Annotated in this window: 21 protein-coding genes; 16 read left to right on the top strand and 5 right to left on the bottom strand. The window is 33.3% G+C overall.

Annotated features, from left to right (window positions below; genetic code table 11):
• Positions 1 to 3: 3 nt before the first annotated feature.
• Both Q0891_RS08320 and Q0891_RS08315 read right to left on the bottom strand, forming a co-directional pair.
• Positions 4 to 1,458 carry a magnesium chelatase gene (locus Q0891_RS08320; RefSeq protein WP_299100655.1) on the bottom strand — a complete coding sequence of 485 codons (1,455 nt, stop codon included), beginning with the start codon at positions 1,456 to 1,458 and terminating at the stop codon, positions 4 to 6.
• A gap of 117 nt (positions 1,459 to 1,575) precedes the next feature.
• The gene (locus tag Q0891_RS08315) at positions 1,576 to 2,706 is read right to left on the bottom strand and encodes a VWA domain-containing protein (protein ID WP_299100653.1); all 1,131 of its coding nucleotides are present in this window, start codon (positions 2,704 to 2,706) and stop codon (positions 1,576 to 1,578) included.
• Positions 2,707 to 2,830: 124 nt separating this feature from the next.
• Here Q0891_RS08315 and Q0891_RS08310 point away from each other — a divergent pair, with 124 nt between their 5' ends.
• On the top strand, positions 2,831 to 6,091 hold the full coding sequence (locus Q0891_RS08310; protein WP_299100651.1) for a hypothetical protein: 3,261 nt from the start codon (positions 2,831 to 2,833) through the stop codon (positions 6,089 to 6,091).
• A gap of 51 nt (positions 6,092 to 6,142) precedes the next feature.
• On the opposite strand, the gene Q0891_RS08305 is transcribed toward Q0891_RS08310, so the two are convergent.
• Positions 6,143 to 6,820, bottom strand: coding sequence for a Crp/Fnr family transcriptional regulator (locus Q0891_RS08305; RefSeq protein ID WP_299100649.1), 678 nt, complete (start codon positions 6,818 to 6,820; stop codon positions 6,143 to 6,145).
• A gap of 106 nt (positions 6,821 to 6,926) precedes the next feature.
• On the opposite strand from Q0891_RS08305, the gene Q0891_RS08300 reads away from it, so the two are divergent.
• From Q0891_RS08300 to Q0891_RS08260, 9 genes are all read left to right on the top strand, one after another.
• Positions 6,927 to 9,302 (top strand): heavy metal translocating P-type ATPase metal-binding domain-containing protein, encoded by a 2,376-nt coding sequence (locus Q0891_RS08300; RefSeq protein WP_299100646.1) that lies wholly within the window; start codon positions 6,927 to 6,929, stop codon positions 9,300 to 9,302.
• A gap of 73 nt (positions 9,303 to 9,375) precedes the next feature.
• Positions 9,376 to 9,561 (top strand): cbb3-type cytochrome oxidase assembly protein CcoS, encoded by a 186-nt coding sequence (gene ccoS, locus Q0891_RS08295; RefSeq protein WP_299100644.1) that lies wholly within the window; start codon positions 9,376 to 9,378, stop codon positions 9,559 to 9,561.
• A gap of 10 nt (positions 9,562 to 9,571) precedes the next feature.
• Positions 9,572 to 11,779: a cytochrome-c oxidase, cbb3-type subunit I gene (ccoN, locus tag Q0891_RS08290; protein WP_299100642.1), complete on the top strand. Its 2,208-nt coding sequence runs from the start codon at positions 9,572 to 9,574 to the stop codon at positions 11,777 to 11,779.
• A 6-nt stretch (positions 11,780 to 11,785) separates the two neighbouring features.
• Positions 11,786 to 11,971, top strand: a complete 186-nt coding sequence (locus Q0891_RS08285) for a CcoQ/FixQ family Cbb3-type cytochrome c oxidase assembly chaperone (protein WP_299100639.1) — start codon at positions 11,786 to 11,788, stop codon at positions 11,969 to 11,971.
• On the top strand, positions 11,968 to 12,954 hold the full coding sequence (locus tag Q0891_RS08280; RefSeq protein ID WP_299100637.1) for a cbb3-type cytochrome c oxidase N-terminal domain-containing protein: 987 nt from the start codon (positions 11,968 to 11,970) through the stop codon (positions 12,952 to 12,954). Before Q0891_RS08285 ends, Q0891_RS08280 begins: the two co-directional genes overlap by 4 nt.
• 22 nt (positions 12,955 to 12,976) lie before the next feature.
• Positions 12,977 to 14,401, top strand: a complete 1,425-nt coding sequence (gene ccoG, locus Q0891_RS08275) for a cytochrome c oxidase accessory protein CcoG (RefSeq protein WP_299100635.1) — start codon at positions 12,977 to 12,979, stop codon at positions 14,399 to 14,401.
• A 108-nt stretch (positions 14,402 to 14,509) separates the two neighbouring features.
• Positions 14,510 to 14,956 carry a FixH family protein gene (locus tag Q0891_RS08270; RefSeq protein WP_299100633.1) on the top strand — a complete coding sequence of 149 codons (447 nt, stop codon included), beginning with the start codon at positions 14,510 to 14,512 and terminating at the stop codon, positions 14,954 to 14,956.
• Entirely contained in the window at positions 14,957 to 15,658 is a 702-nt protein-coding gene (locus Q0891_RS08265) for a sulfite exporter TauE/SafE family protein (protein ID WP_299100631.1), read from the top strand.
• Between the two features lie 78 nt (positions 15,659 to 15,736).
• A complete protein-coding gene (locus Q0891_RS08260; protein ID WP_299100629.1) occupies positions 15,737 to 16,306 on the top strand; it encodes a hypothetical protein in 570 nt (189 codons plus the stop codon).
• A gap of 148 nt (positions 16,307 to 16,454) precedes the next feature.
• On the opposite strand, the gene Q0891_RS08255 is transcribed toward Q0891_RS08260, so the two are convergent.
• Positions 16,455 to 17,288 (bottom strand): universal stress protein, encoded by an 834-nt coding sequence (locus tag Q0891_RS08255; RefSeq protein WP_299100627.1) that lies wholly within the window; start codon positions 17,286 to 17,288, stop codon positions 16,455 to 16,457.
• 70 nt (positions 17,289 to 17,358) lie between these two features.
• Complete coding sequence (hemN, locus tag Q0891_RS08250) at positions 17,359 to 18,723, bottom strand: oxygen-independent coproporphyrinogen III oxidase (RefSeq protein ID WP_299100625.1); 1,365 nt, start codon at positions 18,721 to 18,723, stop codon at positions 17,359 to 17,361.
• Positions 18,724 to 18,864: 141 nt separating this feature from the next.
• Between hemN and Q0891_RS08245 the strand changes: the two genes are divergently transcribed.
• The 6 genes from Q0891_RS08245 to Q0891_RS08220 all read left to right on the top strand — a co-directional run bounded on the left by Q0891_RS08245 (position 18,865) and on the right by Q0891_RS08220 (position 23,690).
• Positions 18,865 to 19,485 carry a YceI family protein gene (locus Q0891_RS08245; RefSeq protein WP_299100623.1) on the top strand — a complete coding sequence of 207 codons (621 nt, stop codon included), beginning with the start codon at positions 18,865 to 18,867 and terminating at the stop codon, positions 19,483 to 19,485.
• 121 nt (positions 19,486 to 19,606) lie between these two features.
• Positions 19,607 to 20,137: a sigma-70 family RNA polymerase sigma factor gene (locus tag Q0891_RS08240; protein ID WP_299100621.1), complete on the top strand. Its 531-nt coding sequence runs from the start codon at positions 19,607 to 19,609 to the stop codon at positions 20,135 to 20,137.
• Between the two features lies 1 nt (position 20,138).
• Positions 20,139 to 20,933 (top strand): anti-sigma factor, encoded by a 795-nt coding sequence (locus Q0891_RS08235; protein ID WP_299100619.1) that lies wholly within the window; start codon positions 20,139 to 20,141, stop codon positions 20,931 to 20,933.
• A gap of 89 nt (positions 20,934 to 21,022) precedes the next feature.
• On the top strand, positions 21,023 to 22,192 hold the full coding sequence (locus Q0891_RS08230) for a tyrosine-type recombinase/integrase (RefSeq protein ID WP_299100617.1): 1,170 nt from the start codon (positions 21,023 to 21,025) through the stop codon (positions 22,190 to 22,192).
• Between the two features lie 78 nt (positions 22,193 to 22,270).
• Complete coding sequence (locus Q0891_RS08225; RefSeq protein WP_299100615.1) at positions 22,271 to 23,149, top strand: hypothetical protein; 879 nt, start codon at positions 22,271 to 22,273, stop codon at positions 23,147 to 23,149.
• A complete protein-coding gene (locus Q0891_RS08220) occupies positions 23,127 to 23,690 on the top strand; it encodes an SLATT domain-containing protein (protein WP_299100613.1) in 564 nt (187 codons plus the stop codon). Before Q0891_RS08225 ends, Q0891_RS08220 begins: the two co-directional genes overlap by 23 nt.
• The last annotated feature ends 203 nt before the right edge of the window (positions 23,691 to 23,893 follow it).

Genomic DNA, 23,893 nt, shown 5'->3' with positions numbered 1-23,893 from the left:
ATTCTACAATCCACTAATATAACTTCCGTAAGGGTCTTTAAACTGAAGCCCTTCTGAAAAACGATACTTACTTAGTTTTTTAAATTGTGTTAAACCCCAAAGAATAAACTCTTTTTCAAAATAGACATCTTTTGAATCAATCTCTGGTTGATAATCTGCAATTAAAGCATCTAAAGGTGTTACCTCATCTAATTTAGCTTTATAAGTAGCATCGTCTAAATCATCTAAAAGTTCAAAACCATCGCCATTAAAAAACCAAGAGATTAAATCATCATAAGGTGTTTCTTCGCCTTGCTTTTCTAATTTTTCAACCTTAGGAAAATACTTCGGAAACAATGTTTTTACAGCGTCTTCCATTAATGAATTAGCCACAAAATCTGCGCCTTCTTGTTCACCTTCGTAAACCAATTCTACTTTTCCGGTAATGGCCGGAATTACGCCAATAAAATCAGATAATCTCACAGCTGTTTTAGCATCTCCAGAAATTAAGGCTCTACGTTCTGCTGTGCTTAATAAATTTTCAAATGCTGTAATACTCATACGTGCACTTACACCACTTTTTACATCAACGTATTCACTTTCACGAGCTTCAAAACTAATTTGCTCTAATAAGTCTTTTGCTAATTCTGGTACGTAAACCGATTCTGATTGTCTGGTATCTAACTTCGCTTCTTGGAATGTAATTGTTCTGGCAATATCCACAGATTCTGGGTAATGTGTTAAAATCTGAGACCCAATTCTATCTTTTAAAGGCGTTACAATACTTCCTCTATTGGTATAATCTTCAGGATTTGCTGTAAATACAAATTGCATATCTAATGGCAATCGTAATTTAAAACCTCTAATTTGTATATCGCCTTCTTGTAAAATATTAAATAATGCGACTTGAATTCTTGCTTGTAAATCTGGCAACTCGTTAATTACAAAAATACAACGGTTGGCTCTTGGAATCATGCCATAATGAATCACACGATCGTCTGCATAACTCAATTTTAAATTTGCTGCTTTTATAGGATCTACATCGCCAATAATATCTGCTACAGTGACATCTGGTGTTGCTAATTTTTCGGCAAAGCGCTCACTTCTATGCAACCAAGTAATTGGTGTATCTTCTCCTTTTTCTGCAATCAGTTCTACAGCATAACGCGAAATTGGTTCTAAAGGATCATCATTAATTTCTGAACCTTCCACAACGGGAATGTATTCATCTAACAACGTTACCATCAAACGTGCTAAACGTGTTTTAGCCTGACCTCTCAATCCTAATAAATTAATATTATGACGCGATAAAATGGCACGTTCTAATTCCGGAATCACAGTATTCTCATAACCATGAATACCTTCAAAGGTTGTTTTTTTGTTCTTTATGTTTTCAATTAAATTATCTCTTAATTCATCTTTTATAGATTTTGATTGATAACTTGATTGTTTTAATTCGCCTAGTGTATTTATATTCATAAATTAGCCCCTTTTAATTTCCCCATAAGGGGAAAAACTCAACGTGGGAATTTGAGCTTTAATTTCCATTTTTTCTTTATTCCTTCCCTTCGGGAAGGTTAGGATGGGCTTTTTTTTTTAACCCTTAATCCTCTTTTTTCTGTTATTCTCGTAATCTTCAAAAATCATTTCACCCAAACCTTTTAAGCCTGTGTAAAATGCTTTCCCTCTATTGGCTTGCGTAAATTCTCTAATAAATTGCATTAAATAAGGGTCTTCTGCAATCATAAATGTAGTTATGGGAATATGTAGACGCCTTGCTTGCTGTGCCATTGCATAACATTTATTAGTTATATATGGATCTAAACCATTACTGTTTTTATAATACTGACCGTCTGGTAAACGCAAACAACTTGGTTTCCCATCTGTAATCATAAAAATCTGTTTATTAGTGTTTCGTTTTCTGCGCAACATATCCATAGCTAACTGTAAACCTGCAACCGTATTGGTATGGTAAGGTCCAACTTTTAAGTATGGCAATTCTTTAATTTTTATTGGCCACGCATCATTACCAAACACTAAAATCTCTAAGGTGTCTTTTGGGTATCGTGTGGTAATTAATTCAGCCAAAGCCATAGCCACTTTTTTTGCTGGTGTAATTCTATCTTCTCCATAAAGAATCATACTGTGACTAATATCAATCATTAACACAGTACTCATCTGGCTTTTATGCAGAGTTTCTTCTACTACTAAATCATCTTCAGTAAGACTAAAATCACCAATACCGTTATTAATTTGAGCGTTTCTAATACTTTCGGTCATAGAAACTTTATCTAAATTATCACCAAATTGATAGTTTCTAAAATCGCCTGTATGTTCATCACCTAGACCAACACCTTTACTTTTATGATTACCAGATCCACTTCGTTTTATTTTACCAAAAATCTGGTCTAAAGCTTGTTGTCTTATAGCACGTTCAGTTTTGGCTGTAATGGTTAGTCCGCCTTCACCTGTTCCGTTAAGATCAATTTCTTCACGTATATAACCTTTGTTTTTTAGATCTTCTATAAAATCATCAATAGTATACTCTGGTGTGGTAAGTTTATACTCCTTGTCTAATTGACGTAACCAATCTATAGCTTCGTCAAAATCGCCAGATGTATGTGTAATTAATTCCTTAAAAATTTCAAAGAGTTTTTCAAATGGCGATTGCTGAGGCGCTTCGTATGTTTTAAATACAAAGCCTCTTTTTTTTGTTTTTTCATTCATAGCTATGTAAAAATAATGAATTTTCAGATTAAAAAACAGCTACATAAACAACTTAACAACTCCTTAAGAAATCTATCAATTCTTTTACTTAATTTTAAGCATTACTCAACCAACCTAAAAATAAATGAAGAAATTACTCGCACTCGTTATGCTTATTAGTATAACATTTATGTCTGCTCAAGACTTTTCAATGGACTTAGTAAAAAATATGACACCACGTAATATTGGTCCTGGTGGTATGTCTGGACGTGTTACTGCTATTGATGTAGTGAACAATAATCCGGATATTATGTACGTCGGAACCGCTTCTGGTGGACTATGGAAATCTAATTCTGGAGGTATTACTTGGGAACCTATTTTTGATAAAGAAGTTACAGCTTCCATTGGTGCTGTTGAAATTCAGCAATCAAATCCAAGTGTTATTTGGGTTGGTACAGGTGAAGGAAATCCACGTAACTCATTAAATGGTGGTTATGGCATTTATAAATCTTTAGATGGTGGAAAAACGTGGAAGACTATGGGTCTTGAAAAAACAAGACATATTCATAGAATTATTGTAGACCCAACCAATCCAGATATCGTATATGTTGGTGCCATTGGTTCACCTTGGGGAGAACACCCAGAACGTGGTGTTTTTAAAACCATTGATGGTGGCGAAACTTGGAACAAAGTACTATTCGCGAACAATAAAACTGGTGCTGCAGATTTAATTATGGATCCTACAAACCCAAATAAATTAATCGCCACACTATGGGAACATAAACGCGAACCTTGGTTTTTTAATTCTGGAGGTGAAGGTTCTGGAATGCACATTACACATGATGGTGGGAAAACTTGGAAAAAGATCACAGAAGAAGATGGTTTCCCAAAAGGAAATTTAGGACGTATTGGTGTTGCTATTGCACCAAACAAACCAGACGTTATTTATGCTTTGGTTGAAGCTAAAAAAAATGCACTCTACAAAAGTGAAGATGGTGGTTTTAAATGGAAAAAAATAAATGATAAAAGTGATATTGGAAATAGACCATTCTATTATTCTGAAATTTACGTAGATCCTGAAAATGAAAACAGAGTGTATTCAGTTTTCACATACGTTAATGTTTCAGAAGATGGTGGCAAAAACTTTAAACAACTAATGCCAGCTTATGGTGTAGATAATGGTGTACACCCTGATCATCATGCTTGGTGGATTCATCCTGAAAATGGAAAATTTATGATTGATGGTAATGATGGTGGAATGAATATTACTAAAGATGGTGGAAAAACTTGGCGATTTATTGGAAATCTTCCTGTCGCACAATTCTATCATATAAATGTCGATAACGAATTTCCGTATAACGTTTATGGTGGTATGCAAGATAATGGATCTTGGAGAGGACCAGCTTACGTATGGAAATCACAAGGCATTAGAAATAGCTATTGGCAAGAAATTAGTTTTGGCGATGGCTTTGATGTTATTCCAGATAAAGACGATTCTCGTTATGGTTGGACGATGAGTCAACAAGGTTACGTAAGCCGATACGATTGGAAAACAGGAAACAATTACATGGTAAGACCTACACATGAAGATGCTAATGTAAAATTACGTTTCAACTGGAATTCTGCAATTAATATAGATCCATTTAATAATTCTACAGTTTACTTCGGTAGTCAGTTTGTTCATAAATCTACAGACAAAGGCGAAACTTGGACGGTTATTTCACCAGATCTAACAACTAATGATCCTGAAAAATTAAAGCAATCTGAAAGTGGTGGTTTAACTATGGATGCAACTGGTGCAGAAAATCACTGTACTGTTTTGGTTATAGAACCATCGCCTGTTGAAAAAAACATGCTTTGGGCTGGTACAGATGATGGACGAGTTCATTTCACTACAAATGGAGGAGATTCATGGAATGATGTTACCAAAAACCTGAAGGATTTACCTAAAGGAAGCTGGATCGCTCAAATAAAAGCATCTAATAAAAATAAAGGAGAAGCACTTTTAATAGCTAATGATTACAGACGTTTTAACTATACGCCTTATGCTTACAGAACCAAAAATTATGGTAAATCTTGGGAACGAATCGTCGATGCTAATGATGTACAGAGTTATACCTTAGCTATTGTTGAAGACTTAGTAGAACCTAATCTTTTATTCTTAGGGACAGATGATGGTTTATATATATCTTTAGATGCTGGAAATAAATGGACGAAATGGACCGAAGGTTTCCCTACAACTTCTGTTAAAGATTTAGTAATTCAACCAAGAGAACATGATTTAGTGATCGGTACATTTGGAAGAGCAGCTTGGGTTTTAGATGATATTAAACCATTAAGAGAAATGGCTAAAAACAAATCTATTATGGATTCTACAATTAAACTTTTTGAACCACCAACAGCTTATCAAGCCGCTTACCAGCAACCAACAGGAAGCCGTTTTGGAGCCGATGCCATGTATCAAGGTGAGAATAGAAAAGGTGGTGCAACGTTTTCTTATTTAATTAACAAAAAGGAAGACGTCAAGTCTAACATAAAAGCGAATGCAAAAAAAGGTGATAAGAGCATAAGTGACAAGAAAATTGGGCCAGATGATGAAGAGTCTGATGACATTAGTAGTGACAAAAGCAAAGATGAATCTAAAGTAAAATGGGATTCTTTAACTTTAAAATTGTATGATGGTGAACGTTTAATAAGAACTTTAAAAACGAAAGCGCCTAAAGAAAATGGTTTGCACAATTGGACGTGGAGAATGCGTGAATCTGGAGCAGACAGACCATCGAGAAGGATTAGAAAAAACACAAGAGAGTCTTCTGGTGTAAATGTAAAACCTGGTATTTATAGAGCGGTTCTGCATTATGGTGACCAAGTATCGGAAACCACTGTTAAAGTAGAATCTGATCCTCGATTAGACGCTTCTCAAAAAAATATTGATGAAGTCTATGCAGCTGCAAAACAGTTAGAACAAATGCAACAAACTACTGCGGATGCTGTAAAACAATTAGTGGAAAGTGAAGCTATAGCAGAAAACTACAAGAAAGACTTATCTAAATTAGATAAAGAAAAGTTTAAAGAGGAGATTAAATCTTCTAAAGCTATTATAAAATCAATTAATGGATTATTAGACAAATATCTAGGTAAAGAAGACAAACGACAAGGAATTACGAGAAGTCCTGAAGTTACACCTTTATTGCGTTTAAGAACAGCAAGTGGTTATGTGAATGGCAGCCAAAATGGATTAACCTCAACAGAAACTACACTAATTAAACAAGCTACTGACGCTTTAGATACACTACTTTCTGAAACTAATGCTTTTTTTAATGAAGATTGGACAGCGTTTAAAGCTAAAATGGAAGTTGTAAAAACAAATCCGTTTAAGGAAGTTAAGCGTTTTAGTACTGACTAGAAGCTGAAGTGAATTTTATAAAAACACCCTAATTTTTTTAGGGTGTTTTTTTTATTCAACACGTCTTAACCCTTCTAAATCTTCAATTTTAACATGTTTCCCTTTTGTAAAAATTAAACCAGATTTTTTGAATTGAGATAAGATTCTAATTGCAGATTCTGTTGCTGTACCTACTAAGTTAGCATAATCTTCTCTTGATAATATGACATTTAAAAACCCATTGTCATCCTTATCAAACGTTTCTTGTAGATAAATTAAAACATCGGCCAAACGTTGTTTAACAGATTTCTGAGCCATATCTACTATAATGTTATCAGCAGTTTTAAGTTCTTTTGCCATCTCTTGTAACATATCTAAAGAGAACTTGGCATTATTAGTTAGATCGTGCATAACTTCATTCTTAGGAATAAAGCAAACTTCCATATCATTCAGTGCTATAGCTGTGAGATTAGATTTCTCATCAGACACCAAAGAACGTTGCCCAATTAAGTCGCCTCTGACTACCAATTTCACAATTTGGTCTTTGCCATTAGCACTCAGTTTAGACAGCTTACAGACACCATCTTTAACACAATAAACACCATTAATACTTTCCCCTTCTCTAAAGAGAACTTCGCCTTTATTTACAAACCGCGAAGTCTTACAACCAGAGATTCTAATTAAATCTTCCTTCCCTAAAGCTTTTAAAGAATTAAACTGTTTTATAATACATTGGTCGCATTTACTCATAGCAATATCCTATTATTTCAAAGTTAATCAAAACATGACAAATATCATAGTTTAAAACCACTTGTATTGTGACTTTTGTCACAGGTATAATTGAGCAAATATTAATATGGAAAACAATACGTGTTTTCATTGTGGAGATGACTGTGGTAATCATCCAATCACATTTCAAGAAAAATCATTCTGCTGTAATGGCTGTAAAACAGTTTTTGAAATTTTTAACGAAAACGACCTAACTTGTTATTACGATTTACAGAATTCGCCAGGAGCAATCCCAAAAGAAATTGAAGGTAAATACGATTTTCTTTCGCAAGATAACATTATAGAAAAGCTTACGGAATTCAGAAGTGATTCCATAGAAATTGCTACGCTTTATATTCCGCATATTCACTGTAGTTCTTGTATTTGGATATTAGAAAACCTCAACAAATTAAATCCTAATATTTCAGATTCTCAAGTCAATTTTGGTAAGAAAACCCTAAGGGTAACCTATAATTCTGAAAGCACAAATTTAAAGTCTGTTGTCTTATTATTAAGTTCTATTGGCTATGAACCTTATATCAGTTTAGACGATTTTAAATCAGGAAAACAACACATCAATAGAACCTTAATTTACAAACTTGGTGTTGCAGCTTTTGGCTTTGGCAACATTATGTTTTTATCGTTTCCTGAGTATTTTGAAGTGAACGAATTTTGGTTAGAACAGTACAAACCTTTATTTAGGTGGTTAATGTTTGCGCTATCGCTTCCTATTGTATTCTATTCGGCACAAGATTATTTTGTTTCAGCTTTTAAAGGTCTCAAAGCAAAACTTCTAAATATTGATGTGCCTATTGCTTTAGGAATTTCGGTATTATTTTTTAGAAGTACTATTGAAATTATTTTTGACTTAGGTTCAGGCTTTTTCGATAGTTTAGCTGGTTTGGTATTCTTTTTATTAGTTGGTAAATTCTTTCAACAAAAAACTTACGATTTCTTATCCTTTGAGCGCGATTATAAATCCTACTTTCCTATTGCAATTACTAAGATTGATAAAGAAGGAAGCGAAAATTCTATTCAAGTTTATGATATAGAAAAAGGCGACCGTATTTTAATTAGAAACGAAGAATTAATTCCTGTAGATGGTATTCTCATAAACGGAAACGCTAAAATAGATTACAGTTTTGTTACTGGCGAATCGCAAACTGTTTCTAAACAATCGGGAGACAAGCTCTTTGCTGGAGGCAAACAAACTAAAGGCGTTATAGAAATGGAAGCTCTAAAATCTGTTGAGCAAAGTTACCTAACGCAATTATGGAGTAACGATGTTTTCAATAAAAACAAAGAGGATGGCTTTACTAATATTACCAATACAATAAGCAAGCATTTTACCATTGCTATTTTAACCATCTCAATAATAGCCACCACGTTTTGGTTATTTACAGATAGTACAAAGGCCATGAATGTCTTTACGGCTGTGCTCATTATTGCTTGTCCTTGTGCTATTGCGCTTTCTGCACCATTTACTTTTGGTAATCTTCTTAGAATCTTAGGAAAACAAAAATTCTACGTAAAAAACGCTAGTGTTATTGAGCAACTTGCACAGATAAATACTGTGATTTTTGATAAAACAGGAACCATTACATCCAACAAAGAAAGTAATGCTGAGTACGATGGCGACTTATTATCCGATTCTGAAAACATAGTGCTTAAAAACTCACTTAGAGGTTCTAATCATCCTTTAAGTAGAACCTTGTATAATGTTTTACAGGAAAATAATATCGTAACGCTTGATGCTTTTGAAGAACACATTGGCAAAGGTATTGAAGCAAAGCACAATGCTGTTAACATGAAAATTGGCTCGGCAAGTTTTGTAGGTAATCCTAATGACACAGCGGTTTTAAACACAACGGTTCATGTCAGTAGTAACAATGTTTATAAAGGAAAATTCACGTTTTATAATAGTTATAGAAAAGGTGTTTCAAAATTATTTAATCAATTGAAGCAACAGTTTGATTTGGTCATTCTATCTGGCGATAATGAAGGAGAACGCGAAAACTTGAAAAAATTACTTCCTGCTAAAACTAAACTCATTTTCAATCAGAAGCCAGAAGATAAACTCGATTTTATAAAATACCATCAATCTGAAGACGCAAAAGTATTAATGATTGGCGACGGATTAAATGATGCTGGAGCTTTAGCACAAAGCGATGTAGGTATAGCTATTTCTGAAGATGTTAATGTGTTTTCGCCTGCTTGTGATGCCATCTTAGATGCTACAAAATTTGAAGAATTGTATACTTATATAAACGCTTCAAAATCGGCCATAAAAATTATTAAATGGAGCTTCGTGCTGTCATTTATCTATAACGTCATAGGATTATATTTTGCAGTAACAGGGCAGTTAGAACCCGTTGTTGCTGCCATCCTTATGCCTTTAAGTTCTATTAGCATTGTTGTTTTCACAACCATTGCCACCAACTTATTAGGGCGAAAAATAAAATAAAAAATGTAACATGATAATTGTCATGTTTTACAAAAAAGTTGAAACGTAATTTTGAACCATAACTTCAGTAGGTATGAGTGTTATTTATATTTTATTAACTGTTAGCGTCGTTGTTGGCGTTACATTCTTCGTCATTTTTATAATGGCTGTAAGATCTGGTCAATATGATGATGACTACACACCTTCTGTACGCATGCTCTTTGAAGACGAACTTGTAAAAGAACAAACCAATACAATAAAACAAACTAAAACCGACTAATTTTTTTAATATGGAAATGCAACAATTCTATTACGATAATAAAATCGTTAAAAAATTCCTCTATGCCACAATTGTTTTTGGTGTGGTTGGTATGCTCGTAGGTTTACTACTGGCTTTTATGTTTTTATTCCCAAACATGACCGATGGTATATCTTGGTTAAGTTTTGGTCGTTTAAGACCCTTACACACCAACGCAGTTATCTTTGCCTTTGTGGGTAATGCCATTTTTGCAGGCGTTTATTATTCATTACAACGTTTATTAAAAGCGAGAATGTTTAGTGATGTTTTAAGTAATATCAATTTTTGGGCATGGCAACTCATTATTGTTGGTGCAGCTATTACTTTACCTTTAGGTTATACAACATCTAAAGAATATGCCGAATTAGAATGGCCATTTGATATCGCTATTGCAGTCGTTTGGGTTGTTTTTGGTATCAACATGATTGCTACAATTTTAAAGCGTCGTCAACGTCACTTATATGTTGCCATTTGGTTTTACTTAGCCACATTTGTCACTGTAGCTGTACTTCATATTTTTAATAGTTTAGAACTACCTATTAGTTTAACAAGCATGAAGAGTTATTCTGTTTATGCAGGCGTTCAAGATGCCTTAGTGCAATGGTGGTATGGACATAATGCCGTTGCCTTTTTCTTAACGACACCGTTTTTAGGTTTAATGTATTACTTTGTTCCTAAAGCCGCAAACAGACCAGTTTATTCTTATAGGTTATCTATTGTTCACTTTTGGTCTTTAATCTTCATATACATTTGGGCAGGACCACACCATTTATTATATACTGCTTTGCCAGAATGGGCTCAGCACTTAGGTGTAGCATTCTCAGTAATGTTATTAATGCCATCTTGGGGAGGAATGATTAACGGGTTATTAACCTTGCGTGGCGCTTGGGATAAAGTACGTACAGACCCAGTTTTAAAATTCATGGTTGTAGCGATTACTGGCTATGGTATGGCAACTTTTGAAGGACCAATGTTATCGCTTAAAAATGTAAACGCCATTGCGCACTTTACAGATTGGATTATTGCACACGTGCATGTTGGTGCATTAGCATGGAATGGTTTCTTAGCTTTTGGTATGATTTATTACCTGATCCCAAAATTATTTAAAACAAAACTATACTCTATAGGTTTAGCAAATATTCATTTCTGGATAGGTACTTTAGGTATCTTACTATATGCGTTACCAATGTATGTTGCTGGTTTTCAACAAGCAAGTATGTGGAAACAATTTAAGCCAGATGGTACTTTATTCTACGGTAACTTCTTAGAAACTGTAACTGAAATTATGCCAATGTATTGGATGCGAGCAATTGGTGGTACACTTTATATTACAGGAATGCTGATTTTAGTGGTTAATGTAATTATGACGGTCGTTACCTCTAAACATAAAGTCACAGATGAACTTGCTGAAGCACCTGCCTTAAAACGTGTGTCTAAAAAACGAGTAGCTGGAGAAGGATGGCATACTTGGTTAGAGCGTAAACCAATTCAATTAACTATTTACGCAACCATTGCTATTTTAATTGGTGGTATTGTACAGATTGTACCAACGATTGTTGTAAAATCTAATATACCAACCATAACGAGTGTAAAACCGTATACACCTTTAGAATTAGAAGGAAGAGACCTTTATATAAGAGAAGGTTGTGTTGGTTGTCACTCGCAAATGGTACGTCCATTTAGATCAGAAGTTGAGCGTTATGGCGAATACTCAAAAGCAGGAGAATTTGTTTACGATCATCCCTTCCTTTGGGGAAGTAAACGTACAGGACCAGATTTACATAGAGTTGGAGGAAAATACTCAGACAACTGGCACTTTAACCACATGTACGATCCTCAGAGTACTTCAACAGGTTCTATTATGCCATCTTACAAATGGTTGATTGTTGGAGAAGGTGCTAAACTCGATAAATCTATGACTGAAAAGAAAATGGAAGCCATGGTATCTCTAGGTGTTCCATATTCTGAAGAAGATATTGCAAACGCTCAAGCCTCTATGTTAGAACAAGGCACTCAGATTGAGAAAAACTTATACAGCGATCCAGATTTTGTAGCCTCTTACGAAGCTGATAAAGCCAACTCTGGAGCTGAATTCGTAGAAATGCGAAATAGAGAGATTGTTGCCATGATTGCTTATTTACAGCGACTAGGTACAGATATAAAAGTTAAGGATATTATAAACGAAACTGCACAAAACTAAGATACTATGTTCAAATTTATAAAAGGCCATTTAGAAAGTATCACAGGTATAGAGATATACCCAATGATATCACTTCTTATATTCTTCATCTTTTTTGTAGTGTTATTCTATTGGGTAATAACTGCTAAGAAAGACTATATAACAAACGTTAGTAATATACCATTAGACAACCAAAACGATACTGAGATATGAGACATTTAATACCATCATACATTAGAGTACCTGTAATCTTTTTTACCATTGCTGGTCTCGTTGAGTACTTTGTAGAATCAGGCGATAAACCTGCATTTATAGAGCAACCCATTATTTTATTATTCCTATTACTTGTACTTTTAGTTTTAATTGGAATAGAAGGTATTGTTGGATCCTTAGATAACATCCTTTTTCAAAGTTTAGATGAAAAAAGTAAAGAGCGTTATTTAGCGTCTAGAACAAAATCGCCTCAGTTCACAAAAGCGAAAGCTATTTATTCAAAATTACTTGGTAAACAAAAACCAATTGAAGAAGAAGGCGAAATTATATTAGACCATAACTACGATGGTATTAAAGAATTAGATAACAATTTACCACCATGGTGGGTTTATAGTTTCTATATCTCAATTGTATTTGCTGTGATCTATATGGTACGTTACCACGTCTTTAATGCAGATGACCAATTCGTAGAATACGAAATTGAATATGCAGAGGCCAATGCTGCCATTGAAGAATATAAAAGAACAGCTAAAGGACTTGTTGATTTTAACACCGTAGAACTACTAACAGAGACAAGCGATTTAAATGCTGGTAAAAAAATATTTGAAACTAACTGTGTGGCTTGTCATAAAGCCGATGGTGGCGGAAGTATTGGTCCAAACTTAACCGATAAACATTGGATTTTAGGAGGCGGAATTAAAAATGTATTTAAAACCGTTTCTCAAGGTGGACGTGATGGTAAAGGAATGATATCTTGGAAAAAAGAAGGATTGAGTCCTTTAGAGATTGCACAAGTGGCTAGTTATGTGCTACAATTTCAAGGTACAACACCAGCAGAACCTAAAGCTGCGGAAGGCGATATTTGGGTAGACGAAAATGCTGAAAGCCCTGAAAATATGGATACCGAATCTACTGAAGAAAGCGCTGAAGATTCTGCAGAAGAAACAACTGACACTGCTGAAACTGTAGTATCAAATAACTAATAATAGTTATTCAATAAAAAAAATGGAAACGCCAGATAAAGAAATATTTAGAGACTCAATTGGTACCATTGATGAGGAAGGGAAACGTAAATGGGTTTTCCCTAAAAAACCCTCTGGTCCATTATATGAAAAGCGCAAATTAGTTAGCTATATTTTATTGGCCTTTTTACTAGCTGCACCTTTTATAAAAATCAATGGTAATCAGTTTCTACTATTTAATATTTTAGAAAGGCGTTTCAATATTTTTGGTTTTCCTTTTTGGCCACAAGATTTCTATCTTTTTGTCATCTCAATGTTAATTGGTGTGGTTTTTATCACTCTATTTACGGTAGGATTTGGTCGTGTTTTTTGCGGATGGATCTGTCCGCAAACCATATTTTTAGAAATGGTTTTTAGACGCATTGAATACTGGATTGATGGCGACCGAAATAAACAAATGCGATTGGCTCGTCAAAAATGGGATGCTGAGAAAATTAGAAAACGTGTTTTAAAATGGTTTATCTTTTTAATTATTTCATTTGTCATTGCTAATGTGTTTTTGGCCTATTTAATTGGAGGCGATAAACTCATAAAATATATAACTGAAGGCCCTTTTGAACATACAAGTACGCTAATTCCTTTACTGATATTTACTGCAGTATTCTATTTTATATTCGCTTGGTTTAGAGAACAAGTTTGTATTATAGCTTGCCCTTATGGACGTTTACAAGGCGTATTATTAGATAATAAATCTATCGTTGTAGCTTACGATCATAAACGAGGAGAAGCTGAAAACGGTAGAAAGAAATTCAGAAAAAATGAAGATCGTGAAGCACTTGGACATGGCGATTGCATTGACTGTTCGCAGTGTGTAAATGTTTGTCCTACTGGTATAGATATTAGAAACGGTACACAATTAGAATGTGTGAATTGCACTGCGTGTATTGATGAGTGCGACCACATTATGGAAAGTATCAACCTACCTAAAGGCTTAATTCGATTTGCAAGTGAAGATGAAATTGAGAAAAAAGAATCTTTTAAATTAACGCCTCGTTTAAAGGGTTATATAGCTGTACTTACCATTTTAGTTGGTGTTTTGGCTGGTATGCTCTTATTGAGAAGTGATGTTGAAGCCCGTATTTTACGATTACCAGGACAACTTTACGAGCATAAGGATAATGGTATAATCAGTAATGTTTATACATTCAAACTGGTTAATAAAACGTCAGAAAACATAGATGATTTAACCTTTAAACTGAGAGGTTGGGACGGAACTATTAACGTGGTTTCAACATCAGACACCTTTAAAGTAGATGCTCAAGGTATCGCAGAAGGCACATTATTTATTGAATTGAAACAAAGTGATTTGTCAGGAGATAAAAATGAAGTTATGATTGACCTTTACAGTAATGGCGAATTAATTGAACATACATCTGTAACGTTTTTAGGCCCTCGAAGTTTTAATTAATAAATGAGGAAATGGCTTCAATACAGTAACTAAGTATAATATGAGATCCTGAAAGGAGTTCAGGATGACAATTAAAAAAATGGAGGTTCCCAATTGGGAAGTAGAAATATGAAAATAAATTGGGGAACAGCAATAGTAATTGCATTTGTATGTTTTATTTCATTCATAATGTATTTTGTTATTAGTATGAGTACAAATGATAAATACGACCATGATTTGGTTGTAGAAGATTACTACGGACAAGAATTAGAATTTCAAGCAGATATTGATAAAGAGAATAATTCTAAAAATTTAAATTCTAATTTAACTTGGAAAAAAACGAATGAAGGAATTGTAATAACATTTCCAAAGGATTTAGCTATTAATTCAATCTCAGGAAAAGTGTTCCTATACAGACCATCTAACAAGCAACTAGATTTTGAAACGCCAATTTCATTATCTAACCACAATTTGCTCATACCTGACAATCGCTTGTTGGATGGTCGTTGGAACCTTAAAATAGATTGGAAATATAATACTAATTCTTACTTATTTAAAGAAGACATCAATTACTAAATGTTAGTTTCTGGGCTCATATTAGGTTTATTAGGAAGTTTGCACTGCGTAGGTATGTGTGGACCAATTGCCTTTATGTTACCAGTAGATCGCTCTAACTCATTTAAAAAAGTAAGTCAAGTTGCCATTTATCATATCGGAAGACTTTTAGCTTATAGTCTTATTGGCTTAGCTTTTGGTATCTTAGGTAAAAGCTTTTACCTCTTTGGCGTGCAACAACAACTCTCAGTTGTTATTGGACTATTAATGATCGTCATTGTTCTTTTACCGCATAAAACAATTAGCAAATACAATCTTTCAAAACCACTATATAAACTCATCTCTAAGGTAAAAACATCTTTAGGGAAAGCCTTAAAAAAGAAAACTGCTGACACCTTTTTAACTATAGGTTTTCTTAACGGATTTTTGCCTTGTGGCTTAGTATATATGGCTGTTTTTGGAGCTGTTGCTACAGGCAGTTTATTACAAGGAAGTTTGTATATGCTTCTTTTTGGGCTTGGCACTATTCCTCTAATGACCACAGCTATTTATTTAGGCAAGTTTTTAAATTCCACAATAAAACAACGTATACAAAAAGCAATTCCTGTATTTGTGGTTATTATTGGTGTTTTGTTTATTCTCCGTGGTTTAGGCTTAGGAATTCCTTACATCTCTCCTGCTCCAATGATAGAAATGGCTTCTAGTGCTATTGAGTGTCATTAAACTCAAAGGATTTTTAACAAACTGAATTATTTATCGTTACTTTGATAATACAATCAGTAATCGTTAATCAATCCACGAATGAAAACCTACCTTATTCTATTTCTTTTTAGTGTTTCAATTTTAAATGTAACTGCACAAGATGCCAGCGTAGAAAAATCTACTTTCGGCATACAAACAGGAATTTTAGGCATTTGGGCTCATAACGAATCTAAACTCACTAACACCATAGCTTTGCGCAGTGAATTAGGGTTTGATGTAGGTGCATTCAGTGAAAGGTTAGGAGAAGATCCTGAATTCTTATTCATCTTAATACCTGCAATTACTGTGGAACCAAGATGGTATTACAATTTAAATAAACGCGAATCTAAATCACTTAGAACAGATGGCAACAGTGGAAATTTCATTTCTATAAAAACAACCTATCATGTGGATAAAGTCATAGGTTCAGTACCAAATCACTTAAACTATATTAGTGATATAACTATTGTGCCAACTTGGGGAATTAGACGAAATATTGGAAAACATTTTAACTACGAAACCGGAATTGGTATTGGTTTCGGTCATTATTTTAAAGAGAAGAACGTCTACATTAAAGATGTTAACGTAATGGCATTAAATCTACATTTAAGATTAGGTTACCGGTTTTAAACTGTGTAGCTTCTAAATTAAAAATCTAGTTAAGTTTAAAACTCATCGTTGCAATAAATTATAGCATTAAAAAACGCCAAAGATTTGAATCTTTGACGTTTTTAAAACGGTGTTACCAAACACTAACTAAAATAACATCGTTATTTAATTATATTTTAAAAGTCATCACTGGTAATGTAGAATGATTTGCTATATCCTCAGATACACTACCTTCAAAGAAATGTGATAACCCTTTTCTGCCATGTGTCGCAACAGCTATAACATCTGCTCCTATTACATTAGCAAAATTTAAAATTCCTTTTTCCACTGAATAATCCGAAACGACATTTACCGCATTTAAACTGTTTAAATCGCCATCTGCTTTTTCTAGGAATTCGGCAATTTTTTTATCTATTTCTGAAGAGCTTAGAAAATTTCCGTCTGGAGAATTAACATATACCAAATGTAGTTTTGCGCTAAGTTTATCAAAAGTAGATTTAGCTCTTAGATAAGGTCTTATAGCTTCTTCCGTAAAATCACTTGCAAACACAACATTATCAAAATCAAATAATATAGGGTTATGTTTTACCACTAAAACCGGAATATCTGAGTGACGAACCACTTTTTCGGTATTAGAACCTACTAAAACTTCTTTAATGCCACTAACTCCATGAGAGCCCATAACAATGAGATCAGCGTTGTGTTCTTTTGCTACATCATTTACTTCACTCCAAACTTTAAAATGTTTAACAATTGGAGTTAATTCAATATCCTTTAAAAATGGTTTATCTAAGAAATCATCAAATTTTTGTTCGGCCAGTTTTAAATAAAATACAGCCTCTTGACTTAAAGCATCACTAGAAGACGAAATGATAGCATTAGACAATTCTAACATATGCAATACAATAAGTTCAGAATTAAACTTTTGAGCTAAACTTGCTGCTGCTTCAAGAGCAAACTCAGAATGTTCAGAGAAATCTACTGGTACAATTATTTTTTTCATGATATTTTTTTTTAATTAGTGATGTTATTTAATGATCGTTTGTATTACAATTTTGTTTACTTTATGATTGTTAAATGGTCATTGAAAACAAAGCTGTTTCTGGCCTTTTTCGTTGTAAACGCAAATCAAATGCCATACAAATATTTCTTATAAACGGTTTTCCTTTTTCTGTAATGGTTACTTTTTTTGTTTCAAATTGAAGGAGATTATCTTTTTCAAATTCTTTTAATTTAACCAACACTTCTGGTAATTCTTTAAATGATAATTCAGCATTTTCCCAAGACGTGCTAAAGTTGCACATTAGATTTAGGATGTGTTTTCTAATCACTAGGTCTTCAGAATTAAGAATATGACCTTTAACCACAGGTATTATATTTTCTTCGAGCAAATGGTAGTAGTCTTCAATAGATTTTACATTTTGAGCAAACCCATACCAACTATCACTTATTGCAGACACTCCCAAGCCAATCATAGCTTGAGTTTTAGAAGCAGTATAGCCCATAAAATTTCTATGTAACGTTTTATACTCCATAGCTTTAAACAGAGAATCACTTTCTAAGGCAAAATGATCCATTCCTATTTCTATATAACCCACAGCTTCTAATAGTTTTTTACCAGTTTCATACTGCTGTCTTTTAGATGCCGCAGAGGGTAAATCGCTATCACTAAAACCTCGTTGACCATTTCCTTTTATCCATGGCACATGCGCATAACTATAAAATGCCAAACGATCTGGCTTTAATGTTCTCGTTTTTTTAATGGTTTCTATAACATCTACTTCAGTTTGAAATGGTAAGCCAAAAATTATATCGTGCCCAATAGATGTATAACCTATTTTTCTTGCTAATTCTGTAACCTGTTTTACGTTTTTAAAAGGTTGAACACGATGAATTGCTTTCTGTACCTTTAAATTATAATCTTGTACACCAAAACTAACACGTCTAAATCCTAAATTAAATAAGGTTTGTAAATGGGCTTCTGTAGTATTGTTAGGATGACCTTCAAAACTAAACTCGTAATCTTCTGCCAATTTTGAAGTTTTTAATAATTCTTTAATTAAAAACTTTAGATTTTCAGGCGAAAAAAATGTTGGTGTGCCACCACCAAGATGTAATTCTTTAATCTTAGGCTTTTCATCTAATAATTCACAATACAAACTCCATTCCTTTAAAACGGCTTTTAAATATGGAGATTCTACATTGTGTTGTTTTGTAATTCTTTTATGGCAACCACAAAACGTGCATAGACTCTCACAAAACGGCAAATGGATATAAAGGCTTAAACCTTCAGATGTGTTACTTTCTACAAAAGCACGTTTTAGTGTTGTTTTCCATTGTGATAATGAAAAAGAATTAAGCTCCCAATATGGAACTGTTGGGTAACTCGTATATCGAGGACCAGCGACATTATATTTATTTATTAACACTTGACTCATACCAAAAATCTACGGTTCAAAATTAGTAGAATGTATTATTTTAAAATATGATTTTTATCATGTGAACATTAAATGAAATTACATTTAGGCTATGGTTAATTACAATTATCTCCTTAACTTTACTAAAAAAAATCTGATAATATGAAACGTATAAAACTCTTATCATTCCTAGCCATTTTTACTTTAGTATTAACCTCTTGTAAAGAAGAAAAAAAGGAAGCGGAACCAACTACGGTAGAAAACACAGTTAACTATGTTGTAAAACCAGCAGCAACATCTGTAAAATGGACGGCTTATAAAACAACAGAAAAAGTTCCGGTAGGTGGAGAATTCGCAACCCTAAATTTTGATGAAAAATCTGGTGCGACACCACAAGAAGCATTGAATGATTTAGAATTTTCAATTCCTATTAGTAGTTTGTTTACTAAAGATGATTCTAGAGACGAGAAATTAAAAGCTTCATTTTTTGGTGCAATGCTAAACACCGAATTGTTGAAAGGAAAAATTATTTATCTTGATGATAAAGCTAAGGCTCAAATTACCATGAACGGTGTAACTGCAGATTTACCTTTAAAAATCTCTATTACTGACGAAAGACGTGTAAGCCTTAAAGGCACAATGAACTTAAAAGATTGGAACGCTTTAGATGCATTAGCTTCTTTAAATAAAGTTTGCTATGAATTACATAAAGGTGCAGATGGTGTTAGTAAAACTTGGGAAGATGTAGCTATTGAAGTGAATACTTACCTTCGTGAAAATTAAAATAGGACAAAAATAAAATAGTTGTACCTTTAACATCTTATAACCAATTAACTCTTAAGTTTAGAATAATTGCGGTGAATAACTTCCCCTTATCTGCATTGTGTTCTAAGATAATACTCTTATGGCAGATTTAGATATTTTAGTAAATCAATTTCAGAACAAAAACCAAGTTGCATTTAAAAAGCTTTATGGTATGTATAGTAAAAGTATACATGGTGTCGTTTACAATATTGTAAAAGATGCAGATATTGCAGATGAACTGATGCAAGATGTTTTTATAAAAGCATGGCACAAAGCAGACACCTATTCTTCTAAGAAAGGACGTTTTTTTACTTGGATCTTAAATATAGCGCGTAATGCAGCGATTGACAAAACACGATCAAAAGCGTTTAAACAGTCTAAACAAAACCTAAACGCAGATTATTTCGTAGATATAATAGCAGGTCATGAAAATTTAGATGACAGCACAGATGCCATCGGTATTAAAAAATTTGTAACCCAATTAGGCGAAAAGTGTAAAGCAGTAATTGAACTCCTATATTTTAAAGGATTTACACAAAAGGAAGCCTCTGAAGAATTACAAATGCCTTTAGGCACTGTAAAAACCCGAAACCGAAACTGTATACAACAGTTAAGAGATATGGTATTGTAATATGGATATTAAAGCATACATAGAATCAGGTATTTTAGAGCTATACGTAGCTGGTCAACTTTCTGAACAAGAAAATCAAGACATCTATGATTTATTGCATCAACATCCTGAGTTGTTGCAAGAAGTTTTAGAAATAGAAAGTGCGGTAGTAAAATTAACTGCAGCAGTATCTCCACATGCTATAGATTTTGATTCGTTTAAAGGAAAATTAGGCCTCACAGATACTAAAGTAGTAGATCTAAAACCTAAGAAACCAAATTGGATGTCTTACACAGGTTGGGCAGCCTCTATTTTATTAGCAGGTGGTTTATTATGGACTCTAAACCAGAAAACAGAATTAGAATTACAACTGCAAACTGCGGAAACCGATAAGCAATACTTAGAAACACAAATAGAAGATGCAAGAACAGATTTGGCAGCCACCAAAAACCTATTGGATGTTATAAGAGATAAAGATATCATTGCTGTACCACTTGGTGGACAAGGCGATTATGCAACTAGTTTTGCAAAAGTATATTGGAATAAAGCAGATAACACTATCTATGTAGATGCAGAAGGTTTACCAAATGCACCACAAGGAAAAGTATGGCAAGTTTGGTCTCTAACCTTAAATCCATTAACACCAACTAGTTTAGGTACAATCGACGATTTTAACACAGACGATAATAAGATATTTACCATAGCTAATGCTAACGAGAGCCAAGCTTTTGGTATAACACTAGAGCCAGAAGGTGGAAGTGAATCGCCAACAATGGATCAACTATATACACTTGGTGTTATTGACGCAACACCATAAAATTGAGTTTTTTAAACGATTACTAAAGCCTATTCTTTAAATAGAATAGGCTTTTTTATATCTTTATTGTACCGTTTTTTCAACTTGTTATGATAAAGTCCATTACGTTAGCCTCATTTACACATAACGCTAAAATGTGTATTGCCATAAAGTTTCCTTATGATTTTGAAACAAAAGAATATATCAAGAAATTTCGAGGCGTGTATTGGACAAAAACGCATCGTACCTTTTACATATATTATGACGAAGTACGTCTAGAAGACCTAAAGGTCCATCTTAGAAAAGCAGATTTACTAATTAATGAATCTGATAAGAATAAAAACATCCCAAGATTTAGTAAAGGTGATGTTGTGACACTAAAACCTTTAAATAACGAAAAGACTATTATTTATCGTCACTACCTAGAATTTTTAAAAGGGAAACGATTTAGTAAAGGTACAATAGCTTGCTATAGTAAATTTATACTAGAATTTTTAAGATTTACAGAACAGAAACCTGTAAATGAATTAAATGAAAACGACGTTAGAGATTATATACAATGGGCTGTATCCTCTTTAAATTATGCCGTAAGCACACATCGACAAATGGTAAGTGGTTTTAAACATTTTGCATATTTTTACCCAGCATGTTCTATAAACACAGATCGTATTTATATGCCAAAAAAGGATATGAAACTACCGGTAATTTTAAGCATCGATGAAGTATTATCCTTATTACAGGTCACAAAAAACTTAAAACATCGTGTGGTCATTGCATTAATCTACTCTTCTGGTCTAAGAATTAGCGAAATAATAAATTTAAAACTCAGCAATTTTGATTTTAACAGAAAGCAACTACATATACAGAATGCTAAAGGCCGAAAAGACAGATATGCAACATTAGCAGAAAGCATCTTTCCACTAATTAAGAATTATTATAACACGTATAAACCTAAAGAGTATTTTATAGAAAATCCAAAAGGCGGTAATTATAGCCCACAATCCATAAGAGCCTTTTTAAAAAAGAGTTTGAAATTGGCAGGTATAACCAAACAAGTAACACCACATAGTTTAAGACACAGTTATGCCACGCATATGTTAGAGCAAGGCATTGGCATAAGGCACATACAGGAATTGTTAGGTCATAGCAGGCCTGAAACCACAATGATATATACACAAGTAACAAGAAAAGATTTAGAACAAGTAAAAAGCCCTTTAGACATTGCAGTAAATAAATTATATTTACAGGATAACGACAACAAAAATCTTTTCATATCCTGAACTAATTCCGGGATATCGACAATAAAAGTTTTTATATAAGGAGTTGCCAGTAATGCGAAAAAAAACTAACCGATATAAATGAGTGTAGCGACAAACTTCAATACTTTCTGTGATGATTTAAAAATTTCGAGCGATAAAAGGTCTACAATTTCGTCTCGATACAATTCCATTTGCACAAGATTGAACAAAGATTTTTGGAATATGGACACAACACACGGAGGAAGATATGTTGGTTCTTATGGCAGAAATACGGCAAATGGTTGGGTTAGTGATATTGATATGATTTTTGAAATGCCGAGTAGTTTAAAAAACACTTACGACAATTATATTGGGAATGGACAATCTGCGTTTTTACAATCCGTAAAAAACTCATTAGCAAAAACTTACCCAACCTCACATCTTAAAGGAAATGGACAAATTGTAGAAATAACCTTTTCAGACGGAATTTCCTTTGAAGTTTTACCAGCATTTAAAAATAGTGATGACAGTTTCACTTTTGCGGATTCTAATTCAGGAGGTAGCTGGAAAAATACAAATCCGATTCCAGAAATAAATGCAATTAACAACGGAGATTCTTTAACAAACAACAACCTGAAAAGACTTTGTAAAATGGCTCGCTCTTGGAAAGGATATTGTAGTGTTCCAATAAAAGGATTATTGATAGACACTTTAGCTTATAGATTCTTAATTGATTACGCTCATAAAAATCAATCGTATCTTTACTATGACTTTATGAGTAGAGATTTTTTTAAATATTTAAAGGAACAGAAATCTGACCAAACAGTTTGGTATGCTGTTGGAAGTTTACAAAATATATACAACTCTGAAAATTTCAGATATAAAGCTACTGTGGCTTATAATAAATCATTGGAAGCAATTCAATTAGAAACAGACAATAAGAGTTGGTCAGCGAAACAAAAATGGATAGAAATATATGGCAACAGATTCCCAAGCTAAAAATGTGTTAGAAGCACAATTACGAGAACTTTACGGACGAACTGTATGGACTCATAAAACACAAGAAAAATGTGCAGACATTTTAAGAGCGAGAAATCATAATATGAAAATATTTCAAATTATACTTTCTGCACTCACAACAACAGGAATTTTAATAACTGTTTTTGGAGACAACAGAATAATTGGAATTGTTTCAGCAATTTTATCAGCTATTCTATTTACACTAAACGCATATTTCCAAAAATATGATTTGGGAGAAATTGCACAAAAACATTCCGAATCAGCTTCTGATATTTGGAATATTCGGGAACAATATCTTTCGGTATTGACAGACCTAAATTCTGGAATATTGAATTTAGAACAAGTAAGTCAAAAACGTGATGAATTACAAAATGATTTATTTAATGTTTATAAAGGAGCACCAAGAACATTAAGTAAAGCATATAAAAAAGCTACAGAAGCATTGAAAATGAATGAAGAACTAACTTTTTCAAAAGAGGAAATTAACAACTTGTTACCAATGGTATTAAGAAGGGAATAAAGCACTACTGGCAACACCGTGTATAATTAATTGCTTGTCTATTAACTACTTACGAAAGTTCTCGCAGACTTCAAATGTAGTTTTTATTTACTAAATTCAGTGCTTAAAACACGCAACTAATCATACACAAACACGTTGGCTTCAATAACTCAGCACAACCAAAATTGGAATTTTAAGCTATTAAAACATTTAATTAAAGCCGA

This window comes from uncultured Winogradskyella sp. (genome assembly GCF_947498005.1).
In the GTDB taxonomy this organism is placed as follows: Bacteria; Bacteroidota; Bacteroidia; order Flavobacteriales; family Flavobacteriaceae; genus Winogradskyella.
The sequence above is the reverse complement of the archived record's forward strand: the minus strand, read 5'-3'. Positions and strand labels throughout refer to the sequence as shown.